Source organism: Microbacterium tenebrionis (assembly GCF_020682665.1).
In the GTDB taxonomy this organism is placed as follows: Bacteria; Actinomycetota; Actinomycetes; order Actinomycetales; family Microbacteriaceae; genus Microbacterium; species Microbacterium tenebrionis.
Genome location: NZ_JAGTTM010000002.1, coordinates 358,029 through 382,061, shown reverse-complemented (window position 1 = coordinate 382,061; position 24,033 = coordinate 358,029). Strand labels below are relative to the sequence as shown.

The following is a 24,033-nucleotide window of genomic DNA, read 5'->3' as shown; positions in this document are numbered from 1 at the left end:
GCCGCAGCGGTCAGTCCAGGGTCAACGCGCGGCGCAGGATCTCCGCCTGCTCGGCCGCGTGCACCTTCGACGAACCCGTCGCAGGTGATGCCGAGGCGGCACGCGAGATGACGCGGAACCCGCGCTCGCGCACCTTGTCGAACTCGAGGGCCAGGAACGGCCAGGCACCCTGGTTCTCTGGCTCGTCCTGGACCCACACCAGTTCGGCGTTCGGGTACGAATCGGTGATCTGCCTGAGCCCGTCCAGCGGCGTGGGGTAGAGCTGCTCGAGGCGCACCAGGGCGACCCGGTCGTCGGGGTTCTTCTCGAGCTCGCTGCGCAGGTCCCAGTGGATCTTGCCCGAGTGCACGAGCACGCGCTTGACGGCGTCCTTGTTCAGCTGACGGTGGTCGTCCAGCAGGGGCTCGAAGCGGCCGCTGGTGAAGTCCTCGACGCTGCTGGTCGCGCCGCGCAGACGCAGCATCGCCTTCGGGGTGAAGACGATCAGCGGCTTGCGCGGGCGTGCGTACGCCTGCCGGCGCAGCAGGTGGAAGTGCGAGGCAGGAGTCGAGGGGCGAGCGACGACCATGTTCTCCTGCGCGCACAGCTGCAGGAAGCGCTCGATGCGCGCGGAGGAGTGGTCAGGGCCCTGACCTTCGTAGCCGTGGGGGAGGAGGAGGGTGACGCCGGACTGCTGGCCCCACTTCTGCTCGGCCGATGAGACGTACTCGTCGATGACGGCCTGAGCGGTGTTGGCGAAGTCGCCGAACTGCGCCTCCCACAGCACGAGCGCTTCGGGCGCCTCGACCGAGTAGCCGTACTCGTACCCCACCGCGGCGTACTCGCTCAGCAGTGAGTCGTAGATGAAGAAGCGGCCCTGGTTGTCGGAGAGATTCGCCAACGGCAGCCACTCCTGGCCGTTCGTGCGGTCGTGCATCACGGCGTGCCGCTGCACGAACGTGCCGCGGCGCGAATCCTGGCCGGCCAGGCGCACCGTGGTTCCTTCGACGAGCAGCGATCCGAACGCGAGGAGTTCGCCGAAGCCCCAGTCGATGTTGCCGGTCTTGGCCATCTCGACCCGCTTGTCCAGCAGCTGCTGGATCTTCGGGTGCACGGTGAAGCCCTCGGGCTTGTTGCCGAAGGCCTCGCCGATGAGCGACACGATCTCGTTCGAGATCCCGGTGACGTCCGGTGCGCCGACGACCTCGTCGACCGGCGAGACCTCCGGTGCGATCGGCGTTGCGCCGGTCTCGGCGGCGTGCGTCTCGGCGAAGGCGATCTCCAGGCGGTTCTGGAAGTCCTCCTTGGCCTGCTCGTACTCCTCTTCGGTGATGTCGCCGCGACCGACGAGGGCCTCGGTGTACAGCTTGCGCACCGAGCGCTTGGCCTGGATCAGGTCGGTCATGAGCGGCTGCGTCATCGACGGGTCGTCGCCCTCGTTGTGACCGCGTCGGCGGTAGCAGACGAGGTCGATCACGACGTCGCGGTTGAACCGCTCGCGGTACTCGAACGCGAGCTGCGCGACGTGGATGACCGACTCGGGGTCGTCGCCGTTCACGTGGAAGATCGGGGCCTGGATGGTCTTCGCGACATCGGTCGCGTACACCGAGGTGCGCGCATCCGTCGGCGTCGTGGTGAAGCCCACCTGGTTGTTGACGACCACGTGGATCGTTCCGCCGGTGCGGTAGCCGCGAAGCTGCGACATCTGCAGGGTCTCGACGACGACGCCCTGGCCGGCGAAGGCCGCGTCGCCGTGCACGAGGATCGGCAGCCACGAGAACGTGCCGATGGGCTTGCGGTCCTGCTTGGCGCGGACGATGCCCTCGAGCACGCCGTCGACGGTCTCGAGGTGCGACGGGTTCGCGGCCAGGTACACGGGCAGCTCGGACCGGTCATCGGCGACGAACGTGCCCGCGGTGCCGAGGTGATACTTCACATCTCCCGAGCCACGCTGGTTGCCGGGCATCTGCGTGCCCTCGAACTCGCGGAACACCTGACCGTACGTCTTGCCGGCGATGTTCGTGAGCACGTTCAGCCGACCGCGGTGGGCCATGCCGATCGCCGCGCCGTCGAGGCCTGCGGTGGCCGCGCCCTGGAGGATCTCGTCCAGCAGAGGAATCAGCGACTCGCCGCCCTCGAGCGAGAACCGCTTCTGCCCGACGAACTTCGTCTGCAGGAACGTCTCGAACGCCTCGGCCTCGTTGAGCTTGCGGAGGACCCGCAGCTGCTCGTCGTGGCCCGGCTTCTGGTACTTGACCTCGACCTTCTCCTGGAACCAGCGGCGCTGCTCCGGGTCCTGGATGTGCATGTACTCGATGCCGAGCGTGCGGCAGTACGAGTCGCGCAGCACGCCGAGGATGTCGCGCAGCTTCATGACGCGCTTGCCGCCGAAGCCGCCGGTGACGAACTCGCGGTCGAGGTCCCAGAACGTCAGCCCGTGGTTCTCGATCTCGAGGTCGGGGTGCGAGCGCTGGACGTACTCGAGCGGGTCGATGTCGGCCATGAGGTGGCCGCGGACGCGGTAGGAGTTGATGAGCTCCTGCACGCGGGACTGCTTGTCGACGCGCTCGGCGAGGTCGACGGCGATGTCGGCGTTCCAGCGAATCGGCGCGTACGGGATGCGCAGGGCCGCGAAGACGTCGTCGTAGAAGCCGCGCTGCCCGATGAGCAGCTCGTGCACCTTCTTGAGGAACTCGCCCGAGCCCGCGCCCTGGATGACGCGGTGGTCGTACGTGCTCGTGAGCGTGATGGTCTTGCCGATCCCGAGCTCGGCGAGCGTCTTCTCGCTTGAGCCCTGGAACTCGGCCGGGTACTCGAGGGCGCCGGCGCCGATGATGCAGCCCTGGCCCTTCATCAGACGCGGCACCGAGTGCACGGTCCCGATCCCGCCCGGGTTGGTCAGCGAGACCGTGGTGCCGGCGAAGTCGGCGGCGGTCAGCTTATTGCCGCGGGCGCGGGTGACGAGGTCTTCGTACGCGGCGAGGTACTCGGTGAACGTCAGGGTGTCCGCGTGCTTGATGCTGGGCACCATGAGCGCACGAGTGCCGTCGGGCTTGGGCAGGTCGATCGCGATGCCGAAGTTGATGTGTGCTGGGGCGACGACGGAGGGCTTGCCGTCGATCTCGGCGTAGAACACGTTCTGGCTGGGGAACTCCTTGAGCGTCTGGATCAGAGCCCAGCCGATCAGGTGCGTGAAGCTGACCTTGCCGCCGCGGGAGCGCGCCATGTGGTTGTTGATGACGATCCGGTTGTCGATCATCAGCTTCGCCGGGATCGTGCGCACGCTGGTCGCGGTGGGAACCGTGAGCGACTGATCCATGTTGGCCGCGAGGGTCTTGGGCATGCCGCGCAGGACGGTGACCTTGTCCTCGTCCTCGGCCGTCTCGTCGGCCGGCTTCGCCTTCGGCTCGGGCTTCGGCGCCTGAGCGGGGATGGGAGCCTGCTTCGCCGGCTTGGCGGTGGTCCTGGCCACCGGCTGCGTCCCGATCACGGGGATCGGCGCGGTGACGGGGTGCTGCTCGTTCGCCTGGCTCGTCGCGGGGGATGCAGGAGCTGCGGATGCGGCATCAGGGGAGTAGTTCTCGAGGATCGGCCACCACTCCTTGTCGACGGAGTTGCGATCGGTCTTGAACTGCTCGAAGAGTTCGTCGACGAGCCACGAATTGGCTCCGAAATCTCCGTCGTCCGAACCCCCGACGCCGGTCACCTGGTTCGCCACGCGCTATCGCCCTCTTTCATCGCTGAAGATCTGTGTGTGCACGCGAGTTCGGGAGGCTCCCGGGTCCGCGCATCCTGCCCTCTAGCCTAACGTGTTCCTCCACCCCGGCACCCCTCGTGACGCACCGCGGAGGAGCGGGAAAAGCTACCGTGGAGATATGAAGTTCGTCACAGAGCAGCCCGCCGTCGATCTGACGTATTCGGACGTCTTCCTCGTGCCGAGCCGCTCGGGCATCACGAGCCGTCTCGAGGTCGATCTCGCTCCGCAGGACGGCACCCCCGCGACGATCCCGCTCGTCGCATCGAACATGAATTCGGTGACCGGCCCGAGGCTCGCCGCCGTCCTGGCCCGTCGAGGCGGTCTCGGCGTCCTGCCCCAGGACATGCCCCTGCAGGAGCTCGATGCGGCGATCCGCGAGGTCAAGGCGCAGCCGGTGGCCTGGGACACCCCGCTCGTGCTGTCGCCGTCCGCGACGGTGGCCGACGCGCTGGAGCTGATCCCGCCGGTGAGCGGGCACGGTCTCGTCGTGGCCGAGGGCGCCGGGCGGATCGAGGCATCAGCCGTGCGCGGCATCCTGCCGGCCACGCGCCTGGCGACCGCGCTTCCCGATGCGCAGCTGGGCGACCTCGTGCACACCGGCAGTCCGGCGCTCGAGGCCGCGGACGTCGGCGACGCCCGCGCCGCCTTCGACGTCATCACCGAGACCGGCGCGGACCTCGTCACGATCATCGATCACGGTCACCTCGTCGGCACGCTCAGCGCGCGCAGTGCGCTGCGCTCCACTCTCTACGGGCCCGCGGTCGATGCGGACGGCCGCCTCGCGGTCGCCGCCGCGGTGGGGATCAACGGCGACGTCGCGGAGAAGGCGCGGGCCCTGGCGGCCGCCGGAGTCGACGTACTCGTGATCGACACGGCGCACGGACATCAGGAGGGCATGCTGCGCGCCCTCGCCACCGTGTCGTCGTTGAACCTCGGCATCCCGCTCGTGGCCGGCAACATCGTCACGGCCGACGGTGCGAACGACCTCGTCGACGCAGGCGCGTCGATCCTCAAGGTCGGGGTCGGACCCGGCGCCATGTGCACGACCCGCATGATGACGGCGGTGGGGCGCCCGCAGTTCTCCGCGGTGCTCGAGACCGCCGAGGCGGCCAAGGCGAGCGGCGCGCACGTGTGGGCCGACGGCGGCGTGCGCTATCCGCGGGATGTGGCGCTCGCGCTCGCCGCGGGCGCCGCGTCCGTCATGATCGGCTCGTGGTTCGCCGGCACGATCGAGGCGCCGGGGCGCCTGCAGGCGGATGCCGATGGACGGGTCTACAAGGAATCGTGGGGCATGGCCTCGACCAAGGCCGTGCAGGCGCGCTTCGGCCGCCTCGACGCCTACGAGCGGGCGCGCAAGGAGCTGTTCGCCGAGGGGATCTCCTCTTCGAGGATCTACCTCGACCCGCGGCGGCCGGGCGTCGAGGACCTGCTCGACATGATCACCTCGGGTGTGCGCTCGTCGTTCACCTACGCCGGGGCCTCATCCGTGCCCGAGTTCCACGACCGCGCCCTGGTGGGACGGCAGTCGGCGGCGGGCTACGAGGAGGGCAAGGCTCTGCCGGTCAGCTGGTGACCGGGATTCACAGCGGAATCAACGCAGGCGCGGCGAGCGACTCGCTAGAATCTTTCCATCATGGACGACCCTCCCAGTTGTAGTACCTCGCCCCACTGCCCGCGCTTGCACTCCGAGGAGGGGAGCGTCTGATGGATTACGTCATGCTGGGCGTGGGGCTCCTGCTCACGGTGGGGACGGGCCTGTTCGTCGCCAGCGAGTTCGCGCTCGTCAACCTGGATCGCGCTGAGCTCGAGGCGAGGCAGGCGCGCGGCGAATCACGGCTGTCGTTGACGATCAGCGCGCTCAAGCACACCTCCACCCACCTCTCGTCCGCGCAGCTCGGCATCACACTGACCACGCTGCTGACCGGCTACACGATGGAACCGGCGCTGTCGAACCTGCTGCGGCCGGTGCTGACCGGTTGGGGGATCGCTGAAGCCGTCGTCGCTCCGATCGCCACGGTCGTGGCGATGCTCGTCGCCACCGTGCTGTCGATGATCCTCGGCGAACTCGTCCCGAAGAACTTCGCCCTCGCGATCCCGCGTCAGACGGCGAAGCTCGTGGTGCCGTTCCAAGTGGCCTTCACCACGGTATTCAAGCCCGCGATCCTGCTCCTCAACGGAAGCGCCAACGGCATCCTGCGCTCGATGGGCATCGAGCCCAAGGAGGAGCTCTCCGGAGCCCGTACGGCCGAGGAGCTCTCGTCGCTCGTGCGCCGCTCCGCCAGCGCGGGCGTGCTCGAGGCCGACACCGCGACCCTGCTCGACCGCAGCCTGACCTTCGCCCGCCTGTCGGCCGCCGACGTCATGACGCCCCGCCCGAGCATGCACGCGATCGCCGCGAGCGACTCGGCGGAGGATGTCATCCAGCTCGCCCGCCGCACCGGCCACAGCCGCTTCCCCGTCTACGAGGACGATCTCGACGACATCACGGGCGTCGTGCATCTGAAGGCCGCCGTCTCCGTGCCGCGCGAGCGTCGCAGCGAGGTGCCCGTCGGGGCGCTGTCGACCGAGCCGCTGCGTGTGCCCGAGACGCTGCACCTCGACGTGCTCATCTCGGAGCTGCGCGCCAAGGGATATCAGCTCGCGATCGTCGTCGACGAGTACGGCGGCACCGCGGGCATCGTGACCCTCGAGGATCTCGTGGAGGAGATCGTCGGCGAGGTCTCCGACGAGCACGACCGCAGCCGTGCCGGCGTCGTCCGCGGACGCGACTCCATCACGTTCCCCGGCGAGCTGCGTCCGGATGAACTCAAGAACAGGACGGGCATCGACGTGCCGGAGGGCGATGTGTACGACACCGTCGGCGGATACATCATGAGCGTGCTCGAGCGCGTGCCGTCCACGGGCGACGAGGTCGCCCTCGACTCCGGCGTCCTCCAGGTCGTGCGCATGGACGGCCGTCGTGTCGATCGCATCCGGTACACGCCGGAGCCGGTCGATGCCGCGAGTGAGGAGGTGACACGATGAGCGACTGGATGGGAATCGTCTGGCTCGTGATCCTGCTCGTCGCGAACGCCTTCTTCGTCGGGGCAGAGTTCGCCGTGATCTCCGCGCGCCGATCGCAGATCGAGCCGCGTGCGGAACGGGGCTCCCGTGCGGCGAAGACAGCACTGTTCGCGATGGAGCACGCGACGCTCATGCTCGCCACCTCGCAGCTGGGCATCACGATCTGCTCGCTGCTGATCCTGAACGTCTCAGAGCCCGCCATCCACCATCTGCTGGCCGTGCCGATGCACGCCCTCGGGTGGGCCGAGCCCGTCGTCGATATCACCGGCTTCGTGATCGCGCTGGTGCTGGTCTCGTACCTGCACGTCGTGTTCGGCGAGATGGTTCCGAAGAACCTCGCGTTCTCGGTGCCGGACCGGGCCGTGCTCATGCTCGCACCTCCGCTGGTGTGGATCTCGAAGGTGTTCCACCCCGTCATCTGGTTGCTCAACGCCGCAGCCAACGCCGTGCTGCGCCTGTTCCGCGTCGAGCCGAAGAACGAGGCGGCATCGACCTTCACGATCGACGAGGTCGCGACGATCGTCGACCAGTCGCGCCGTGAGGGCGTGCTCGCCGACGCCTCGGGCGCGGTGGCCAACGCGGTCGAGTTCACCGACAAGAAGGCGCGCGACGTCGCCGTCGGACTCGGCGACCTCGTCACCCTGCCGCAGACGACGACGCCCGACGACATCGAGCGCGCGGTCGCCCGGTACGGCTTCTCGCGCTACGTGATCGTGGACGACGATGGCGCCCCGATCGGGTACGTGCACCTCAAGGACATCCTCCGGGCCTCGGAGGGGGAGGATGCCGCGTCGAAGGCGGCGGCCCCGATCCCGTCCAAGCGCATCCACCACATGGTGCCCGTGCAGGAGGACACCGATCTCGAGGACGCCCTCGCGATCATGCGCCGTGCGGGACGGCACCTGGCGAAGGTGCGCAACGCTCAGGGTGAGACGACCGCGGTGCTCTTCCTCGAGGACATCATCGAGGAGCTCGTCGGGGAAGTGCAGGATGCGACGCGGCGGGTGCACGGCCGCTAGCTCATCGGCCGCCAGGCCGCCGCAGGATCAGCGCCAGCGAGCGCGCAGGTACTGCGGCGGCCAGGTGGTCTCGGCGCCGAGCTCATGCGCGGCACGAAGGCCGAAGTGCGGATCGCGCAACCACTCGCGGCCGGCGAAGACGGCATCCGCCGAACCGCTCGCGAGCACCTGCTCGGCCTGTTCGGCCGCCGTGATCAGCCCGACGGCGCTGACCGGGATCCTCCCGCTCTGCCGGACCGTCGCCGCCAGCGGCACCTGGTAACCGGGGTGCACGTCGATGCGCTGATGCGCGACGAGTCCGCCGCTGGAGACGTCGATCAGGTCGGCGCCGCGGGCGATCGCCCAGTCCGAGACCTGCGCGGCCTCGTCGGGGGTGAAGCCGCCATCGGCATGGTCGGTCGCTGAGATCCGCACGAAGACGGGCACCGCGTCGCCGGCTGTCTCGCGCACCGCGTCGAGCACGCGCAGCAGCAGCCGCGCCCTGTTCTCCAGCGTGCCGCCGTACTCGTCGGTGCGCAGATTCGACAGCGGCGAGAGGAACTGGTGCAGCAGGTATCCGTGTGCACCGTGCAGCTCGAGAACGTCGAACCCGGCATCCACTGCGCGTCTCGCCGCCGACGCGAAGCCCGTGACGACGCGTTCGATGCCTGCGGCATCCAGCGCGACCGGTTCCGCGAAGCCGTCGAAAGCGATGGCGGACGGCGCGACCGTCTGCCAGCCGCCCTCGCTCGCGGGAACCGACCCGCGCTCGTCCGCCCACGGCCACCACGTCGACGCCTTGCGCCCGGCGTGCGCGAGCTGGACGCCGGCGACGCCGCCGCGGTCGTGGATCGCCTGGACGATCGGCGCCCAGGCGTCGCGCTGCTTATCGGTCCAGATTCCGGCGTCGCGCGGGGAGATGCGGCCCTCCGGTACGACCGCGGTCGCCTCGGCGACGATGAGGCCGGCGCCGCCGGACGCGAATTGCGCGAGATGCGTGTGGTGCCACTCCTGCACGACGCCGTCGACGGCGCTGTACATGCACATGGGCGACACCCACAGTCGGTTGCGGAAGGTCACGGAGCGGATGCTGAGACGGGAGAACAGGAGAGTCACTCTTCGACCGTAGTGCCGCAGCGGCCCGGGTCGGCGCGATAGCGTGGAACCCATGGTCGACGTACGCGAATGGTCCCGTGCGGACACCGTGACGCATCTGCGCGTGCCGATCGCAGACGACGACAAGTATTCACGGGGCGTCGTCGCCCTGCGCACCGGCTCGGACGCGTATCCGGGCGCGGCGGTGCTCGGCGTCGAGGCCGCCTGGCGCACAGGAGCAGGATTCGTGCGCTTCGTCGGAGACGGCCGTGCCGCGGATGCCGTGATCGCCCGGCGCCCGGAGACCGTGACCGGTCGCGAGGTCGGGGCGACGCGGGTGGACGCCTGGGTCATCGGGTCCGGCACGTCCGCTCAGGAACGTGCTCCCGAGGAGGAAGCAGCACTGCGGAGCATCCTCAACAGCGACGCTCCCGTGATCGTCGATGCCGGCGCACTGGAGCTCGCCGCGCGCAGCCGTGCCCCGAAGATCATCACCCCGCACGCCGGCGAATTCGCCCGGCTGCGCCAGACGCTGCGTCTGAGGCCCGACGGCGACCGCGCCGCCCAGGCCGTCGAGGTCGCCGCGCTCCTGGACGCCGTCGTCCTGCTCAAGGGCGCGACCACGCTCATCGCCGGCCCCGACGGCGTCGTCCTCTCGACGGCGTCGGCGCCGCCCTGGCTGGCCACGGCCGGAGCAGGCGACGTGCTCGCCGGCGTCCTCGGCGCTCTCGTCGCGGCGAATCCGACCGCACCGCTCGCCGAGGTCGCGGCATCCGGCGCCTGGTTGCACGGCTACGCCGCGACCCTGGCCGCCGGGCGCACCGGAGGTCGACGCGGGCGCCCGATCGTCGCCCTGGACGTCGCCGAGCACGTGCCGACCGCGATCGGGGACCTGCTGTCGTGAAAGCGCGCGTCGCGGCCGCATGGGCCGCCTTCCTCGCCGCGCACGTGCTCATCGCGTGGCTCGGCTGGGTGCTTCCCACCCAGCCGATGGGCGATGTCGTCCTCGTCTACCAGCCGTGGTCGTCGGCTGCGCTCAGCGGGGGCCCGATCGTCGGGATCACGGAGTCGTGGGTGTATCCGCAGCCGGCCCTGCTGCCGATGCTCCTCACGCAGCTGATCGCGTGGCCGCTGAACGGCGTCGTCGGCACGACCGGCGCCTATCTGATCGGCTGGGCCGTGCTCGTGACCGCGGTCGATGCGGTCGGCTTCGGGCTGCTCGTCGGCCGGACCGGTACGGCGGCGCGGCGTTCGGCCGGCTGGTTCTGGACCACCGCCCTCGTGCTGCTCGGGCCGATCGCGATGTACCGCATCGACGCGATCACCGTGCCCCTGGCCGTGATCGGCGGATGCTGGCTCGTGAAGCGCCCTGCCGTCGCCGCCGCGATCCTGACATTCGCCGCCTGGATCAAGATCTGGCCCGGTGCGCTCGTCGCCGCGGCCGTGGTCGCGGCGAAGGCTCGGATGCGGATGCTGCTCGCCATCCTCACCGTCATCGCCGGGATCATCGTGGTCCTGTTCGTCCTCGGAGCGGACCGCCACCTGTTCGGGTTCGTCTTCGAGCAGACCGGCAGGGGGCTGCAGATCGAAGCGGTCGCGGCGACTCCGTTCCTGTGGCTGGCGACGGCGGGCGCGGCGTCCATCGACTACAGCCACGAGATCCTGACGTTCCAGATCGGGGCGCCCGGCGTCGAGATCGTGGCGGCGCTTCTGACCCCGCTGATGGCGCTCGCCGTAGCCGCCGTCGTGAGCTACGGGGCCGTGAAGGCGGCGCGCGGAGCATCCTTCCCGAGACTGTTCCCACCCCTCGCGCTCACGATCGTGACGGTGCTCATCGTGACGAACAAGGTCGGCTCACCGCAGTTCCAGACCTGGCTGATCGCGCCGATCATCCTGTGGATCCTGTTCGACCGGACTCATTCGGGTCTGCCCGCCGGGCTCACGCTCGCGATCAGCGCGCTGACGTTCCTCGTCTACCCGCTGACGTACGCCGGTCTTCTGGCGGCTGAGACCGTCCCGATCCTCCTGCTCACCCTCCGCAACGCGCTCGTCATCGTCCTGCTGATCGTCGCCGTGCGTGCACTGTTCCGCGTCCCGTCCACCCGGGGATCGTCCCCGCAGAGAAACTGAGGTCCACCATGCTCATAGCCTTCTCCGTCGCCCCGTCCGGCACTGGCAGCGCCGATGCCTCCGTGCACGACGCGGTCGCCGCAGCGGTCGCGGTCGTCCGGGCCTCCGGGCTTCCGCACCGGACCACCAGCATGTTCACCGAGATCGAGGGCCCGGACTGGGACACCGTGATGGACGTCGTCAAGCGCGCCACCGAAGCGGTCATGCCGTTCGGCTCGCGGGTCTCGCTCGTGCTCAAGGCCGACATCCGACCCGGGTACTCCGGTGAGCTCGACGCGAAGGTCGACCGGCTCGAGGCCGCGATCTCCGAGCGCGAGGACTCGCCCTCCTGACCGCCGGTACGATGGGCTGGTGACTCACTCCTCGACTGTTTCGAGGGGTTCGGCGATGATGGCGCTCCTCTCTCTCGCCATCGGCTCCTTCGGCATCGGCATGACCGAGTTCGTCGTCATGGGGCTCCTGCCGAACATCGCACAGGACCTGCTGCCGGCGCAGTGGGCCGTGTCCCACGAGGAGGCCATCGGGCAGACCGGTATCCTCATCTCGCTCTACGCGCTCGGCGTGGTCATCGGTGCCCCGACGATCGCGGGGATGGTCGCGCGGTTCCCGCGGCATCGCGTCATGCTCGGTCTCGCCATCGCCCTGACCGTGTTCAACGCCCTCACCGTCTTCATGCCCACCTTCGGGCTCGTCGGCGCCTCGCGACTGCTCGCCGGTCTTCCGCACGGCGCCTACTTCGGCATCGGGGCGCTCGTCGCCGCCGACGTCCTCGGCCCGGGGAAGCGCGCCCAGGGCGTCGCGTTCATCCTCACCGGGCTCACCGTCGCGAATGTCGTCGGAGTGCCGCTGGGCACCTTCCTCGGCCAGCAGTGGGGTTGGCGGACGGCGTTCCTCGTCGTGGCCGTGGTCTTCGCGCTCGCCGCAGTCAGCATCGCCGCGTTCGTTCCGAAGCATCCGGGCGAGCCGGGACGCACCCTGCGCTCCGAGCTCGGCGTGTTCCGGGTCGGACAGGTCTGGCTGACGCTGGGGATCGGGGCGATCGGCTTCGGCGGCTTCTTCGCCGTGTACAGCTTCATAGCCCCGCTCGTCACGGACGTCGCCGGGTCACCGGAGTGGGCGGTGCCGATCGTGCTGGTCATCGTCGGTCTCGGCATGACGGTCGGCAACCTGCTCGGCGGCTACATGGCCGACCGGGATCTTCGGCGGACGCTCATCTTCGGCATGGGCGCCATGGTGGTCGTGCTCGTGCTGCTGGCGCTGCTGTCGTTCCAGATCGTGGTGCTCGCCGTGCTCGCGTTCGGGGTGGGCCTGGTGTCGTCCGTGCTGAGCCCGGCGATCCAGACCCGCCTCATGGACGTCGCCGGCGACAACCAGTCGATCGCAGCGGCGATGAACCATTCCGCTCTCAACATCGGCAACAGTCTCGGTGCCTTCCTGGGCGGAACGGTCATCGGGCTGGGCTGGGGCTTCACCGCCCCGGCGTGGACGGGAGCGGTTCTCGCGCTCATCGGCCTCGGCATCCTGACCATCGCCTATCGCGCCGAACGGGTGGCTGTGGCCGCGTAGGCTGGCGGCATGGATGAGACCCTGCTCGTCGGCGGCACGACCGTACTGCTGCGGTCGACGGAAGCGGGACTCCAGACGCTCCTCATACGGCGTCCCGAACGCGGGTCCTTCGCCGGCGCCTGGGTGTTCCCCGGCGGCGTGACCGAGGAGGCGGATGCCGCAGGCGCCGCGACCGAGGTGCAGACCGCGGAGCGCGCGGCCGCCAGGGAGTGCGAGGAGGAGGTCGGCGTCCGGCCGGAGCGCCTCACAGCGCTGTCGTGCTGGGTGCCGCCGGTCGAGGCGCCCAAACGGGTGCGGACGTGGTTCTTCCTCGCCCAGGCCCCGGATACCGCCGTGCACGCCGCACCCGACGAGGTGGTCGACGTGCAGTGGATCGCCCCCGCCGACGCCCTCCGACGTCACGCCGACGGCGACATGGTGCTCTACCCGCCGACCTGGATCACGTTGCGCTGGCTTGCTGCTCGATCCTCCGTGGACGAGGCGGTCGCCGCGGCATCCGCACCGGAGCGCTACACGACTGTGCTGCTGGGCGGAGGCGTCTTCGTGTGGGAGGGGGATGCGGAGCATCCGGCGGGCGGCACGGGGCGTCACCGGCTGGACACGTCGTCCTTGCCCTGGATCCACACCCGCGACTGATTCAGGCGGTGAGCAGGCGTCGGAGCTGACGACCCACGGCGTCCGTCTCGATGAGGAAGCCGTCGTGTCCGAAATCGCTGGTGAGGACGACCGCCTCATTGCCGTCGAGCGTGTTCGGGATGCTCCGCGCGATGCGGTGCTGACCGTCGACGGGGAACAGCCGGTCGGTGTCGATGCCGAGGACCAGCGTGGTCGCTGTGACCGACTGCAGTGCGCTCTCGACACCGCCGCGACCGCGGCCGACATCGTGCGAGTTCATCGCCTCGACGAGCGTCAGGTAGCTGTTGGCGTCGAAGCGGCGGGTGAACTTGTTGCCGTGGAAGTCGAGGTAGGACTCGACGGCGAACCGGCCGCCTCTGCCGAGAGGAGAGACCTCGGACTGCCACGAGCGCTGGAAGCGCTGGTTCAACTCGATCGGACTGCGGTAGTTGAGCAGCGCCATGCGGCGAGCGAGCGCGAGACCGCGGTGCGGGCCCTCGCCCGTGCTCTGGTCGTAGTACTCGCCGCCCTGGAAGCGCGGGTCGATGCGGATGGCCTCGAGCTGCACGGAGTTCAACGCGATCTGGTCGGCGGTGTTCACCGGGGGAGAGGAGAGCACGGCGAGCCGCGCGACGCGCTCGGGGTGCGCGACACCCCACTCCAGGGCGTGCATCCCGCCCATGGAGCCGCCGACGACGGCCGCCCAGCGATCGATGCCGAGCGCATCGGCGAGCCGGACCTGCGCCGCGACCTGGTCCCGGATCGTCAGGTACGGGAAGCGGGAGGCCCACTCGTAGCCGTCGGGGGCGACGCTGGCCGGCCCGGTCGAGCCCTGGCATCCGCCGAGCATGTTCGGGGCGATGACGAACCAGCGGTCGGTGTCCAGCGGCGCGCCTGGTCCGACGATGTCCTGCCACCAGCCGTCGGTGGGATGCCCCGGCCCTGCGTCGCCGCGGACGTGACTGTCGCCGGTGAGCGCGTGCAGCACGAGGATCGCGTTGTCGCGGGCGGCGTTGAGCTCGCCCCACGACTCGTAGGCGACGCGGATGCCGGGAAGCTCCTGCCCGCTCTCGGTGCGGAAGGCGCCGAATGCCGCGAAGCGCCGCTCGCCGACGGGGTCGCCGTCGCGCCAGGCCCCGGTGACCGGCGGGCGGGCTCGCAGGAGACGGGCATCATCGTCGGTGACGCGCGCCGACGGCACCGTGTCCTCCGACGTGCTCTGCCAGTCCATGCATCCATTCTCTCGGCTTGTGCCCGCCCGCGGGCGAACGTTACGCGTGCCCGCGGGCGGGAACCGAGTGGATGCTCAGGCGCGGGCGGCCTCCGAGACCCGGCGAGCGGCGGCCAGGGCGCCCTCGAGGTCGGCCTTGAGGTCGTCGATGTTCTCGAGGCCCACCGACAGGCGGACGAGGCCGGGGGTGACGCCCGAGGTGAGCTGCTGCTCGGGCGTGAGCTGCGAGTGCGTCGTGGATGCCGGGTGGATCACGAGCGAGCGCACATCGCCGATGTTGGCGAGGTGGCTGAACAGCGACAGCGAGTTCACGAACTCGCGACCGGCCTCCACGCCGCCCTTGAGCTCGAACGACAGCACGGCGCCGACGCCCTTCGGCGCGTACTCGTTCGCCTTGGCGTACCACGGCGACGAGGGCAGACCCGAGTAGTTCACCGAGGCGACGTCGGCATGGTTCTCGAGCCACTCCGCGATCTCCTGCGCGTTCTGCACGTGGCGCTCGATGCGCAGCGACAGCGTCTCGATGCCCTGGATGAGGTTCCACGCGCTCTGCGGCGCGATCGCCGAGCCGAGGTCGCGCAGCAGCTGCACGCGCGCCTTGATGATGTACGCGAGAGCGTCGCCGACCGCTGCGGTGTAGACGGCGCCGTGGTACGACGGGTCGGGCTGAGTGAGCTCCGGGAACTTCTCGGCGTGCTCGGTCCAGGCGAATGTGCCGCCGTCGACGATCGCTCCGCCGATCGTGGTGCCGTGACCGCCGAGGAACTTCGTGACCGAGTGCACGACGATGTCGGCGCCGTGCTCGAACGGACGGATGAGGTAGGGCGTCGCGATCGTGTTGTCGACGATCAGCGGGATGCCGTTCTCATGCGCGACATCGGCGATGCCGCGGATGTCGAGCACGTTGATCTTCGGGTTGCCGATCGTCTCGGCGAAGAACAGCTTCGTGTTCGGGCGGACGGCGGCGCGCCATTCGTCGGGGTCGTCCTGGTTCTCGACGAACGTGACCTCGACGCCGAGCTTGGCGAGGGTGTACTTGAACAGGTTGTACGTGCCGCCGTAGATCGAGCTGGAGGAGACGAAGTGGTCGCCGGCCTGGGCGATGTTCAGGACGGCGAAGGTCGATGCGGCCTGACCGCTGGAGAGGACGAGCGCACCGGTGCCGCCTTCGAGCGCTGCCAGACGCTGCTCGAGGACGTCCTGCGTCGGGTTCTGGATGCGTGTGTAGATGTTGCCGAACTCCGCCAGGGCGAACAGGTTCGCGGCGTGGTCGGCGTTGTCGAACACGTACGAGGTGGTCTGGTAGATCGGCGTCGCGCGGGCCTTGGTGACGGGGTCGGGCGCGGCGCCGGAGTGGATCTGCTTGGTTTCGAAACGCCAGGTCTCGGGTGCGGACATTGTGTGCCTCCTCGGCTGGTTCGAAAACAGTGGCGGATGCCGTTGATGCGAGGCTACGGAACACGGCGCGCGCCGACAACGCGCGAGAAATGTTACGTAACATCCACGATCTGCGTGATCGCGCGGAAAAGTCGTACGGTGGAGGCATGGCTGAACAGGCAGTGACCAGACGTGCAGTGGTGACGGGCGCGAGCTCGGGCATCGGCGAGGCGACCGTGCGGGACCTCCGCGATCGTGGCTGGGACGTCGTCGGCGTCGCTCGACGGGCGGACCGCCTGCAGGCGCTCGCCGACGACACCGGGGCATCCGCGGTCGCGTGCGACCTCACCGACCCTGATGCCGTGACCGCACTGCTCGCCGAGATCGACGCGGCAGGCCCTGTCCACGCGCTGGTGCAGGTCGCCGGCGGTGCACGCGGGACGGACAGCGTCGAGGCCGGCAGCACCGAGGACTGGCAGTGGATGTACGACGTGAACGTGCTGGCGACGCAGCGGCTGGTCGCCGGCATCCTGCCCATGCTGCGGCGCGCCGCGGCATCCGACGGGCATGCCGACGCCGTCTTCGTGACCTCCACCGCGGCGCAGGTCGCCTACCCGGGAGGCGGGGGCTACAACGCCGCGAAGGCCGCGGAGTCCATGCTCGTCAAGGCGCTGCGTCAGGAGCTCAACGGCGAGCCCATCCGCGTCGTCGAGGTCGCGCCGGGGCTCGTGCACACCGAGGAGTTCACATTGAATCGGCTCGGCGGCGACCGCGTCGCGGCCGACGCGGTCTACGCCGGTGTCGAGGCGCCGCTGACCGCCCGCGACGTCGCGGACGTCATCGGCTACGCGCTAGATGCTCCGGGGCACGTCAACCTCGACCTCATCACGATGCGGCCCGTCGCCCAGTCCGCGCAGCACCTGCTGGCCCGCGGTGCGCTGCGCGTGCGCCCCGACCTGGAGGACTGAGGCGGTGCCGGGGCGGCCGCTGACCCAGCTCGTCGATGAGGGACTGATCGACGCGGGGTGGGCGCAGGCTCTCGCTCCCGCTGCCGACACGATCCGGATGCTGGGGGACAGGCTCCGTGCCGAGCAAGCGAGCGGCGTCGGATATCTGCCCGACGGCGCGCACGTCCTGCGTGCTTTCCAGCGTCCGCTCGCCGACGTTCGGGTCCTGATCACCGGGCAGGACCCCTATCCGACGCCCGGACATCCGATCGGGTTGTCGTTCGCCGTGAACAGCGATGTGCGCCCCCTGCCGCGCAGCCTGACGAACATCTACGCCGAGCGCGAGAGCGATCTCGGCATCCCGCCGGCGCCGCACGGCGACCTCACCGCGTGGAGCGAGCAGGGGGTGCTGCTGCTGAACCGCGTGCTCACGGTGCGGCCGGGCGCGCCGGCATCCCATCGCGGCTGGGGGTGGGAGCAGGTCACCGAACTCGCGATCCGCGCGCTCGTCGCGCGCGACCGGCCGCTCGTGGCGATCCTGTGGGGCAGGGATGCCGCGAACCTCCAGCCGCTTCTCGGCGAGACGCCTGTGATCGCCTCGGCGCACCCGTCGCCGCTGTCCGCACGCCGCGGCTTCTTCGGCTCCAGGCCGTTCTCGCGAGCCAACGCGCTCCTCGAGCAGCAGGGCGCGGAGCCTGTGGACTGGCGCGTGGACGGGGAAGTATAGGCTGAGCGCATGCAGTTCGAACCCGGCGACCAGCGTCGCCGGCTGCCGCGCCATCTGCAGGCGCCGCCGCCGGAGCCGGACAGCTTCAGCTACGTCATCCGGCCCGCACGCGTCGGCGATCTGCCCGACGTCCGCGGCATCTACAACCATTACGTCGCCAACTCCGTCGTGACGTTCGATGAGAAGGCGTCGACGCACCGCTATTGGCGCGAGAAGTTCGCGTTGCTCACGAAGCTGAAGCTGCCATTCCTCGTGGCGGTGACCCCCTCGAATGCCGTGATCGGCTATGCGCTCGTGCAGCCGTGGGCGAGCAAGTCCGCCTACCGCTACACCGTCGAGGATTCGATCTATCTCGGCCCCGGGGCCGGCGGCAAGGGGCTGGGCACGGTTCTGCTGCGTGCGCTCATCGAAGCGTGCGAGCAGATCGGCCTGCGCGAGGTCGTCGCCGTCATCAGCGACAGCGGAGCCGAGGCATCCGTCCGGCTCCACGAACGGGCCGGCTTCGTCGAGGTCGGACGGATGGGCAGAGTCGGCTTCAAGTTCGGCCGGTCGCTCGGCACGATCTATCTGCAGCGAACCCTCAAGCCCCAGCGCCGCCGGCGGTGACTACTCCGGGATGACCGGGATCGCGGCGAGGAGCCTCTTCGTGTAGTCCTGCTGCGGGCGCAGCAGAACGTCGCGGGTGGTTCCGCGCTCGACGATCGCGCCGTCCTTCATCACCGCGACCGTGTCGCAGAGGTTCTGCACGACGCCGATGTCGTGCGACACGAGGATCAGGGTCAGGTCCTCGGTCTCCAGCAGGTGCTCGAGCACGCCGAGGATCTGCGCCCGCACGGTGACATCGAGCGCGGAGAGCGGTTCGTCCCCGACGAGGATGCGTGGCCGGTGCACGATCGCGCGCGCGATCGCCACGCGCTGCCGCTGACCGCCGGAGAACTCGTGCGGGTAGCGGCCCGCCATGTCCGGATCCAGCCCGACCTGCTCGAGCACCTCCTGCACGCGCGCGCGACGGTCGCCGGAGATGTCGAGCGCACGCAGCGGCTCGGCGATGATCTGACCCGCGCTCATCCGCGGGTCCAGGGACGCGTACGGGTCCTGGAACACCAGGCCGGTGGCACGGCGGAGCCAGTGCAGCGAGCGGGCGGATGCTGCGGCATCGACGTCTCGTCCGTCGATGCGCACCGTCCCCGTGGTCGGCCGGTCGAGCCCCAGCAGCAGGCGGATGAGTGTGGACTTGCCCGACCCGGACTCGCCGATGATGCCGATCGACTCGCCCGCCTCGATGTCGAGGTCCGTGGGCTGCAGAGCGGTCTGGCGTCCTGCCCGTTCGAAGATCGAACGCTTGGGGACGGGGAAGTCACGGCGCAGGCCGCGGGCTTCGATGAGGCTCATGAGTCACCGCCCTCCGGCCGCCACAGCGTCGCGGTGGCATCGCGGAGCAGGCCCTGCGTGATCGGTGACGTCGGGGCGCTCAGCAGGGTCTGCACCGGCGCGGATTCGACCACTCGGCCGTCTTCGAGCACGACGCCATGCGTCGCGACCTGTGCGAGGACGGCCAGGTCGTGGGTGATGAACACGAGCGACATGCCGTGTTCGGAGGTGAGCGAGAGCATGAGCCGGAGGATCTCGGCCTGGATCGTCACGTCCAGCGCCGTGGTGGGCTCGTCGGCGATGAGCAGCCGGGGCCGGCATGCCAACGCCATCGCGATCGCGACGCGCTGGCGCTGGCCGCCGGAGAGCTGATGAGGGTATTTGTCGACGATCGATGCCGGATCGGGCAGGTGCACGCGGGCGGCCTCGTCGATGGCGCGCGTGCGCGCTTCGCTCCTCCCGACTCCGGAGTGGATGCGCACGGACTCGGAGATCTGGCGGCCGACGGTGCGGATCGGATTGAGGGCCGTGCGCGGCTCCTGGAAGACGATGCCGATGTCGTCGCCGCGGAAGCGGGCGAGCTCCCGGTCGGGCATCCCGAGCAGCTCCGTGCCGTGCCAGCGGATGCTTCCGCTCGCGGTGGCGCCGTCGGGGAGCAGCCCCAGGATCGCGAGGGCGGTGATGGACTTGCCCGACCCGGATTCGCCGATCAATCCGACTCGCGAGCCGTCCGGAACCTCGAACGAGACGCCGTCGACGACCCGGCGTCCGTCGATCTCGACGACGAGGTCCTGCACGACGAGACTCATGCGACCACCGCCGGTGTGTGGGCCTCGGCCGCACGATGGCGCAGCGTCGGGTCGGTCGCCTCGCGCAGCGCGTCGCCGAGCAGGTTCAGCGCGAGCACGGTGACCGTGATGGCGAGCCCCGGCCAGATCACCGAGAGGGGATGGATGCTGATGTACCGCTGCAGGTCCGACAGCAGGATGCCCCACGACGGCTCGGTCACCGATGCCCCGAAACCGAGATACGACAGACCCGCCTCGGCGAGCACGGCGACGGCCATCGACCAGGACAGCTGCACGATGAACACCGGCGCAACGTTCGGGAGCAGGTGGCGGACGAGGTTCTGCACCGGGGTGAGACCTGAAGCGCGGCCGGCGAGCACGAAGTCGCTCTGCTGGACGCGACGCAGCTCGGGTCGGGTGACGCGGGCGATGTTGACACCGAAACCGATCCCGACCGCCCAGATGACGACCCACAGCGAACCGCCCCACACCGACGAGATCATCATGGCGATGATGAGGACGGGGAAGGCGATGAGGATGTCGACGAGGACGGCGACGGTCTCGCGCATCCAGCGGAAGGTCAGGGCCCCGAGGGCTGCAAGGGCGATCCCCACGAGGGTCGCGACGACGCCCGCTCCGACGCTGACGAACACGGTCGTGCGGGCACCCGCCATGATCAGGCTCAGGATGTCGCGTCCGGTGCCGTCCGTGCCGAGCAGATGCGGCCAGCTGGGCGGCGCCCAGCGACCCCGCACATCGGCGCTGAGCGGGTCGAACGGCGTCCAGAACAGCGCCACGAGCGCGGTGAGCGCGATCATCGCGACGACGATGAGCGCGAAGCGGCCGGTGGCATCGGACCACAGGCGTCGCAGCCAGCGGGGCATCATGACTCCCTCTGCCTCGGGTCGACGACGTGGTGGATGAGATCGACGATGAACCCGATCACGAGCACGAGAGCGGTCAGCACGAGCAGTTCGCTCTGGACCTTCACGAGATCGCGCGTTCCGACGTCCGCGACGAGCATGCGCCCGATGCCCGGCAGCGTGAACAGCTGTTCGATGATGACCGAGCCGACGATGATCCCGGCGACCTGCAGGCCGAGCACCGTGACGATGGACAGCCCGACGGCGGGGATGCCGTGCTGGATCAGGGCGCGGTTGCGGGTGAGGCCCTTCGCCGCCGCTGTCCGGACGAAATCCTGCCCCCGGGCCTGCAGCGTGGCGCTGCGCACGAACCGCAGCAGCATGGCGCCCTCGACGATGCCGATGGTCAGCGCCGGCAGGAGCAGGGCGCGGAGGGCCTGCCATGGCTGGTCCCAGCCGCCTCGAGGGAAGCCCTGCGCCGGCAGCCAGCCCAGCCAGACCGCGAACACGACGATGAGCATCATCCCGGCCCAGATCACGGGCACCGCGGCGAGGGCTTGAGCTGCGACGCTGATGGCCGTGCCGCCGGCGCGTCCGCGCAGGAGCGCCGAGCCGATGCCGAACGGCACGGCGATGAGCAGAGCGATCAGCAGCGCCATGATGCCGAGAGGCACGGTGACCTGCGCCTTCTCGGCGATCTCGGCGCCCACGGACGCTCCGCTCAGCTGCGACGTGCCGAGGTCGCCGGTCAGGACGCCGCCGATCCAGTCGGTGTACTGGACGAACAGCGGGCGGTTCAGTCCCAGTGATTCGCGCAGGGCTTCGACCGTCGCCGGTGGCGCCTGCGTGCCCGCGATCAGCTGCGCGACGTCACCGGGGAACACGCGCAGGGTGAGGAAGATGACCACGCTCGACACGAGGAGCCCTGCGATGAGCAGGACCCCTCGTGTCAGCGCGTATCGGATCACCGGGATGAGCTGCCGGTCAGTCCGCGGCGACGGTGACGCCGGCGAGGTCGATGCGCGAGTTGATCGAGTCCTGCGGGAAGCCGGAGACGGTCGGGCGGACGGCGGTGATCGTCTGTCCGTTGTAGAGCCAGTCCGCCGCGTGGTCCTCGGACACGAGGCGTGCCGCCTGTGCGAGCAGCTCGGCGGAGGCGTCGGCATCGGTCTCGGCCAGAGCGCGGGTGTAGAGGTCCTGCACCTCCGGGTTGTCGTAGCCGAAGTAGTAGTCCGGATTGGCGAAGTTGCCGAAGTCGCGGGGCTCGACGTGCAGGACGAAGCTGAGGTCGTAGTCCTTGTTCGTGTAGACGTCCTCGAGCCAGGTCGGGAACTCGACCGGGTCGACCTCGAGGGTGACGCCCACCTTCGCGAAGTCCGAGATCAGCACCTGCGAGACGGTGGTGCCGTAGAACGACGGGATCGTCAGTGTGAGCTTCAGGTCCTCCTGGCCGGCCTCCGCGAGCAGCTCCTTCGCCTTCTCGGGGTCGTAGGGGGCGACGTCCGAGAGGTCCTCGTACCCGGGGTCGAGCTCGGGGATCGGGCCGTACAGCGGCTCTCCCGCGCCGACGGCTTCGATGAGGCCCTCGTGGTCGATGGCCAGGCGCAGCGCCTCTCGGACGCGCACGTCGTCGAGCGGTGCCTTGGCGTTGTTGAACGCGAGGGTCGCCTTGTCGGTGGTGCGCCCGGTCGTCAGCGCGAACTCTCCGGAGCTCTCCAGTTCGGGTGCGAGGTTGGGGTCGACCGCCGTGAGGACGTCGAGACTGCCGTCGAGGGCGGCGTTCACACCTGCGGTGAAGTCCGGAATGTACTCGAAGACGACCTCGGCGACGCCGGCCGAGTCGCCCCAGTAGTCGTCGAACCGGTCGAAGGTGATGCTGCTGCCGCGGCTCCAGTTCTGGAGGGTGAAGGGTCCCGTGCCGTTCTCCGCGGTCTGCAGATCGGTCGTGTCTCCGCTGCGGAACACGAGTCCGGCGGGGCCCGTGAGCGCGAACAGGAAGTTCTGGTTCGGCTCGGTCAGGGTGATCACGACGGTCATGTCGTCGGGGGCCTCGACGGAGTCGACGGCGGCGAACTCGGCGTGACCCTGCAGGGATTCGTCGGTCTGCACGGCCTCGTACGAGGCGACGACATCGGCCGAGGTGAGGGCCGAGCCGTCGTGGAACGTGATGCCCTCGTTGAGGGTGAACGTGTAGGTCAGGCCGTCGTCGGAGACCTCGTAGCCGGATGCCAGGCGCGGTTCGATCGTGTTGTCCTGCGTGCGCGAGACGAGGCCCTCGTAGATGTTGTCGACGAGCACCTGTTCGAGAGCGGCGCCGCTGGTGTGGCGGATGTCGAGGTTGGTCGGCTCGAGGACGAGGCCCACCGTGAGGGTCGCGGCGGGATCCGGCGTGCCGCTCGAGGTCTGCTCCGGGTCGGGCGAGGTGCTCGTGCAGGCGCTGAGCACGACGGCGGTGGCGGCGAGCGCCGATACGACGGCGAGGCGTCTGGTGCGGTGGGACATGATGATCGCGGGGTCCTCTCGGGCGGCGGGTTCGCTGTGCGCCGGTTCGCTGTGCGCCGGTTCGGGGTGATGCCTGGGCAGGATGCCGGTTCAGGCGGGTGAGACGGCCGCGGCTCTGATGAGCTCTGCGAGCTCTCCCGGGGCGGTCTCCTGGACATTGTGGGTCGCGTCGAGCTGAACGACGCGTGCGCCGGGGACGCGACGCTCGAACTCGGCGGCGTCGTCCTCTCCGACGAATCCGCGCAGAGCGTGGACGAGCGTGATCGGTGCGTTGGTGCCGGTGAGGTCATCCCATCCGCGTGCGTCGAGGATCGCGCGCTGCGGCGCGGCATCGGTGGCACCAGAAGGACCGGACAGCGCCTTCGCCGCGAGGCGGGCGAAGTGGTGCTTCCATTCGATCCGTCCGTCCGGACGGACGCGGGTGTTGAGGAAGACCCCGCGTTCGGTCTCGGGGCGCGTGTTCCCGAAGCCGAGAGACATGGCCCGGTCGACGAGTTCGTCGCGGGTCGCGAAGTCGGTGGGACCTTCGTAGAAGGCGCGGAGGACCGCCGGGCCGGCGGTGGTGTCGATTCCCGGGGTGATGTCGACGACGATCAGTTCGCGGACGAGGTCGGGGTGAGCGGATGCCACAGCTGCCGCAGTGAGCCCTCCGAGCGACTGGCCGACGAGGACCTGAGGAGCCGTGGTCCACTCCTGGAGCACGAGGGCGATGTCGGGGGCGAGCGAGGCGGCGGAGTAGTCCGCGTCCTCGCGCCAGTCGGAGTCGCCGTGCCCGGCGAGGTCGATGGCGAGAACCGGCTGCTGCAGCCGCAGGACGGTGGTGTCCCACGTGTGGGCGTTGAGTCCAGCGCCGTGGAGCAGCGTGACGACCGGGTCACCGGTGCCGTAGTGGAGCGCACTGAGCCGGCGCCCGTCGGGGAGGTCGAGCGTGAGGCGTTCGACGGGGGGAACGGGTGCGCCGAGGGCCTGTGCCTGGAGCGGGAGGTAGTGGAACTCGCTGTTCTCGGTCGTCACGCCCATATTC

The 24,033-nt window shown here is 69.7% G+C and carries 21 protein-coding genes; 11 read left to right on the top strand and 10 right to left on the bottom strand.

Annotated features, from left to right (window positions below; all coding sequences use genetic code 11):
* Positions 1-10: 10 nt before the first annotated feature.
* Entirely contained in the window at positions 11-3,697 is a 3,687-nt protein-coding gene (locus KEC56_RS07165) for a multifunctional oxoglutarate decarboxylase/oxoglutarate dehydrogenase thiamine pyrophosphate-binding subunit/dihydrolipoyllysine-residue succinyltransferase subunit (protein WP_227530390.1), read from the bottom strand.
* A 157-nt stretch (positions 3,698-3,854) separates the two neighbouring features.
* Between KEC56_RS07165 and guaB1 the strand changes: the two genes are divergently transcribed.
* The 3 genes from guaB1 to KEC56_RS07150 all read left to right on the top strand — a co-directional run bounded on the left by guaB1 (position 3,855) and on the right by KEC56_RS07150 (position 7,818).
* Positions 3,855-5,309, top strand: a complete 1,455-nt coding sequence (guaB1, locus tag KEC56_RS07160; protein ID WP_227530389.1) for a GMP reductase — start codon at positions 3,855-3,857, stop codon at positions 5,307-5,309.
* A gap of 131 nt (positions 5,310-5,440) precedes the next feature.
* Positions 5,441-6,760, top strand: a complete 1,320-nt coding sequence (locus KEC56_RS07155) for a hemolysin family protein (RefSeq protein ID WP_175985966.1) — start codon at positions 5,441-5,443, stop codon at positions 6,758-6,760.
* A complete protein-coding gene (locus tag KEC56_RS07150) occupies positions 6,757-7,818 on the top strand; it encodes a hemolysin family protein (protein WP_175985967.1) in 1,062 nt (353 codons plus the stop codon). The genes KEC56_RS07155 and KEC56_RS07150 overlap by 4 nt, the downstream gene beginning before the upstream one ends.
* Positions 7,819-7,845: 27 nt before the next feature.
* Here the strand turns inward: KEC56_RS07150 and KEC56_RS07145 are convergent, their stop codons facing one another.
* Positions 7,846-8,913: an NADH:flavin oxidoreductase/NADH oxidase gene (locus tag KEC56_RS07145; RefSeq protein ID WP_227530388.1), complete on the bottom strand. Its 1,068-nt coding sequence runs from the start codon at positions 8,911-8,913 to the stop codon at positions 7,846-7,848.
* A gap of 52 nt (positions 8,914-8,965) precedes the next feature.
* Here KEC56_RS07145 and KEC56_RS07140 point away from each other — a divergent pair, with 52 nt between their 5' ends.
* The 5 genes from KEC56_RS07140 to KEC56_RS07120 are packed head-to-tail and all read left to right on the top strand — an operon-like array spanning position 8,966 to position 13,224.
* On the top strand, positions 8,966-9,796 hold the full coding sequence (locus KEC56_RS07140; RefSeq protein ID WP_227530387.1) for an NAD(P)H-hydrate dehydratase: 831 nt from the start codon (positions 8,966-8,968) through the stop codon (positions 9,794-9,796).
* Complete coding sequence (locus tag KEC56_RS07135) at positions 9,793-11,022, top strand: hypothetical protein (protein WP_227530386.1); 1,230 nt, start codon at positions 9,793-9,795, stop codon at positions 11,020-11,022. The genes KEC56_RS07140 and KEC56_RS07135 overlap by 4 nt, the downstream gene beginning before the upstream one ends.
* A gap of 8 nt (positions 11,023-11,030) precedes the next feature.
* Complete coding sequence (locus tag KEC56_RS07130) at positions 11,031-11,354, top strand: thiamine-binding protein (protein WP_227530385.1); 324 nt, start codon at positions 11,031-11,033, stop codon at positions 11,352-11,354.
* Positions 11,355-11,409: 55 nt separating this feature from the next.
* A complete protein-coding gene (locus tag KEC56_RS07125; protein WP_175985972.1) occupies positions 11,410-12,588 on the top strand; it encodes an MFS transporter in 1,179 nt (392 codons plus the stop codon).
* A 9-nt stretch (positions 12,589-12,597) separates the two neighbouring features.
* Positions 12,598-13,224 carry an NUDIX hydrolase gene (locus KEC56_RS07120; protein WP_227530383.1) on the top strand — a complete coding sequence of 209 codons (627 nt, stop codon included), beginning with the start codon at positions 12,598-12,600 and terminating at the stop codon, positions 13,222-13,224.
* A 1-nt stretch (position 13,225) separates the two neighbouring features.
* Here the strand turns inward: KEC56_RS07120 and metX are convergent, their stop codons facing one another.
* Together metX and KEC56_RS07110 are read right to left on the bottom strand one after the other, a co-directional pair.
* Positions 13,226-14,434, bottom strand: a complete 1,209-nt coding sequence (metX, locus tag KEC56_RS07115) for a homoserine O-acetyltransferase MetX (protein WP_227530382.1) — start codon at positions 14,432-14,434, stop codon at positions 13,226-13,228.
* Positions 14,435-14,509: 75 nt separating this feature from the next.
* Positions 14,510-15,832 carry a bifunctional o-acetylhomoserine/o-acetylserine sulfhydrylase gene (locus KEC56_RS07110; RefSeq protein WP_227530381.1) on the bottom strand — a complete coding sequence of 441 codons (1,323 nt, stop codon included), beginning with the start codon at positions 15,830-15,832 and terminating at the stop codon, positions 14,510-14,512.
* 146 nt (positions 15,833-15,978) lie between these two features.
* Between KEC56_RS07110 and KEC56_RS07105 the strand changes: the two genes are divergently transcribed.
* From KEC56_RS07105 to KEC56_RS07095, 3 genes are read left to right on the top strand one after another with little or no spacing between them, the layout of a single operon-like run.
* Entirely contained in the window at positions 15,979-16,779 is an 801-nt protein-coding gene (locus KEC56_RS07105) for an SDR family oxidoreductase (protein ID WP_175985976.1), read from the top strand.
* A gap of 4 nt (positions 16,780-16,783) precedes the next feature.
* The gene (locus KEC56_RS07100; RefSeq protein ID WP_227530380.1) at positions 16,784-17,485 is read left to right on the top strand and encodes a uracil-DNA glycosylase; all 702 of its coding nucleotides are present in this window, start codon (positions 16,784-16,786) and stop codon (positions 17,483-17,485) included.
* 9 nt (positions 17,486-17,494) lie between these two features.
* Entirely contained in the window at positions 17,495-18,091 is a 597-nt protein-coding gene (locus tag KEC56_RS07095) for a GNAT family N-acetyltransferase (protein ID WP_175985977.1), read from the top strand.
* On the opposite strand, the gene KEC56_RS07090 is transcribed toward KEC56_RS07095, so the two are convergent.
* The 6 genes from KEC56_RS07090 to KEC56_RS07065 all read right to left on the bottom strand — a co-directional run bounded on the left by KEC56_RS07090 (position 18,092) and on the right by KEC56_RS07065 (position 24,029).
* On the bottom strand, positions 18,092-18,877 hold the full coding sequence (locus KEC56_RS07090) for an ABC transporter ATP-binding protein (RefSeq protein WP_227530379.1): 786 nt from the start codon (positions 18,875-18,877) through the stop codon (positions 18,092-18,094). It lies immediately after the preceding gene.
* Positions 18,874-19,665, bottom strand: a complete 792-nt coding sequence (locus tag KEC56_RS07085) for an ABC transporter ATP-binding protein (RefSeq protein WP_227530378.1) — start codon at positions 19,663-19,665, stop codon at positions 18,874-18,876. Before KEC56_RS07085 ends, KEC56_RS07090 begins: the two co-directional genes overlap by 4 nt.
* Positions 19,662-20,531: an ABC transporter permease gene (locus KEC56_RS07080; protein WP_372456249.1), complete on the bottom strand. Its 870-nt coding sequence runs from the start codon at positions 20,529-20,531 to the stop codon at positions 19,662-19,664. Before KEC56_RS07080 ends, KEC56_RS07085 begins: the two co-directional genes overlap by 4 nt.
* Positions 20,528-21,475, bottom strand: coding sequence for an ABC transporter permease (locus tag KEC56_RS07075; RefSeq protein WP_227530376.1), 948 nt, complete (start codon positions 21,473-21,475; stop codon positions 20,528-20,530). Before KEC56_RS07075 ends, KEC56_RS07080 begins: the two co-directional genes overlap by 4 nt.
* A gap of 16 nt (positions 21,476-21,491) precedes the next feature.
* Positions 21,492-23,009 (bottom strand): ABC transporter substrate-binding protein, encoded by a 1,518-nt coding sequence (locus tag KEC56_RS07070; RefSeq protein WP_227530375.1) that lies wholly within the window; start codon positions 23,007-23,009, stop codon positions 21,492-21,494.
* 90 nt (positions 23,010-23,099) lie between these two features.
* Positions 23,100-24,029 (bottom strand): alpha/beta fold hydrolase, encoded by a 930-nt coding sequence (locus KEC56_RS07065; protein WP_227530374.1) that lies wholly within the window; start codon positions 24,027-24,029, stop codon positions 23,100-23,102.
* Between the last annotated feature and the right edge of the window lie 4 nt (positions 24,030-24,033).

Coding starts and splice junctions, on each gene's coding strand:
- guaB1 (WP_227530389.1), top strand. CDS start 3,855: ATGAAGTTCGTCACAGAGCAGCCCGCCGTCGATCTGACGTATTCGGAC.
- KEC56_RS07155 (WP_175985966.1), top strand. CDS start 5,441: ATGGATTACGTCATGCTGGGCGTGGGGCTCCTGCTCACGGTGGGGACG.
- KEC56_RS07150 (WP_175985967.1), top strand. CDS start 6,757: ATGAGCGACTGGATGGGAATCGTCTGGCTCGTGATCCTGCTCGTCGCG.
- KEC56_RS07140 (WP_227530387.1), top strand. CDS start 8,966: ATGGTCGACGTACGCGAATGGTCCCGTGCGGACACCGTGACGCATCTG.
- KEC56_RS07130 (WP_227530385.1), top strand. CDS start 11,031: ATGCTCATAGCCTTCTCCGTCGCCCCGTCCGGCACTGGCAGCGCCGAT.
- KEC56_RS07125 (WP_175985972.1), top strand. CDS start 11,410: ATGATGGCGCTCCTCTCTCTCGCCATCGGCTCCTTCGGCATCGGCATG.
- KEC56_RS07120 (WP_227530383.1), top strand. CDS start 12,598: ATGGATGAGACCCTGCTCGTCGGCGGCACGACCGTACTGCTGCGGTCG.
- metX (WP_227530382.1), bottom strand. CDS start 14,434: ATGGACTGGCAGAGCACGTCGGAGGACACGGTGCCGTCGGCGCGCGTC.
- KEC56_RS07110 (WP_227530381.1), bottom strand. CDS start 15,832: ATGTCCGCACCCGAGACCTGGCGTTTCGAAACCAAGCAGATCCACTCC.
- KEC56_RS07105 (WP_175985976.1), top strand. CDS start 15,979: ATGGCTGAACAGGCAGTGACCAGACGTGCAGTGGTGACGGGCGCGAGC.
- KEC56_RS07095 (WP_175985977.1), top strand. CDS start 17,495: ATGCAGTTCGAACCCGGCGACCAGCGTCGCCGGCTGCCGCGCCATCTG.
- KEC56_RS07090 (WP_227530379.1), bottom strand. CDS start 18,877: ATGAGCCTCATCGAAGCCCGCGGCCTGCGCCGTGACTTCCCCGTCCCC.
- KEC56_RS07085 (WP_227530378.1), bottom strand. CDS start 19,665: ATGAGTCTCGTCGTGCAGGACCTCGTCGTCGAGATCGACGGACGCCGG.
- KEC56_RS07080 (WP_372456249.1), bottom strand. CDS start 20,531: ATGATGCCCCGCTGGCTGCGACGCCTGTGGTCCGATGCCACCGGCCGC.
- KEC56_RS07070 (WP_227530375.1), bottom strand. CDS start 23,009: ATGTCCCACCGCACCAGACGCCTCGCCGTCGTATCGGCGCTCGCCGCC.
- KEC56_RS07065 (WP_227530374.1), bottom strand. CDS start 24,029: ATGGGCGTGACGACCGAGAACAGCGAGTTCCACTACCTCCCGCTCCAG.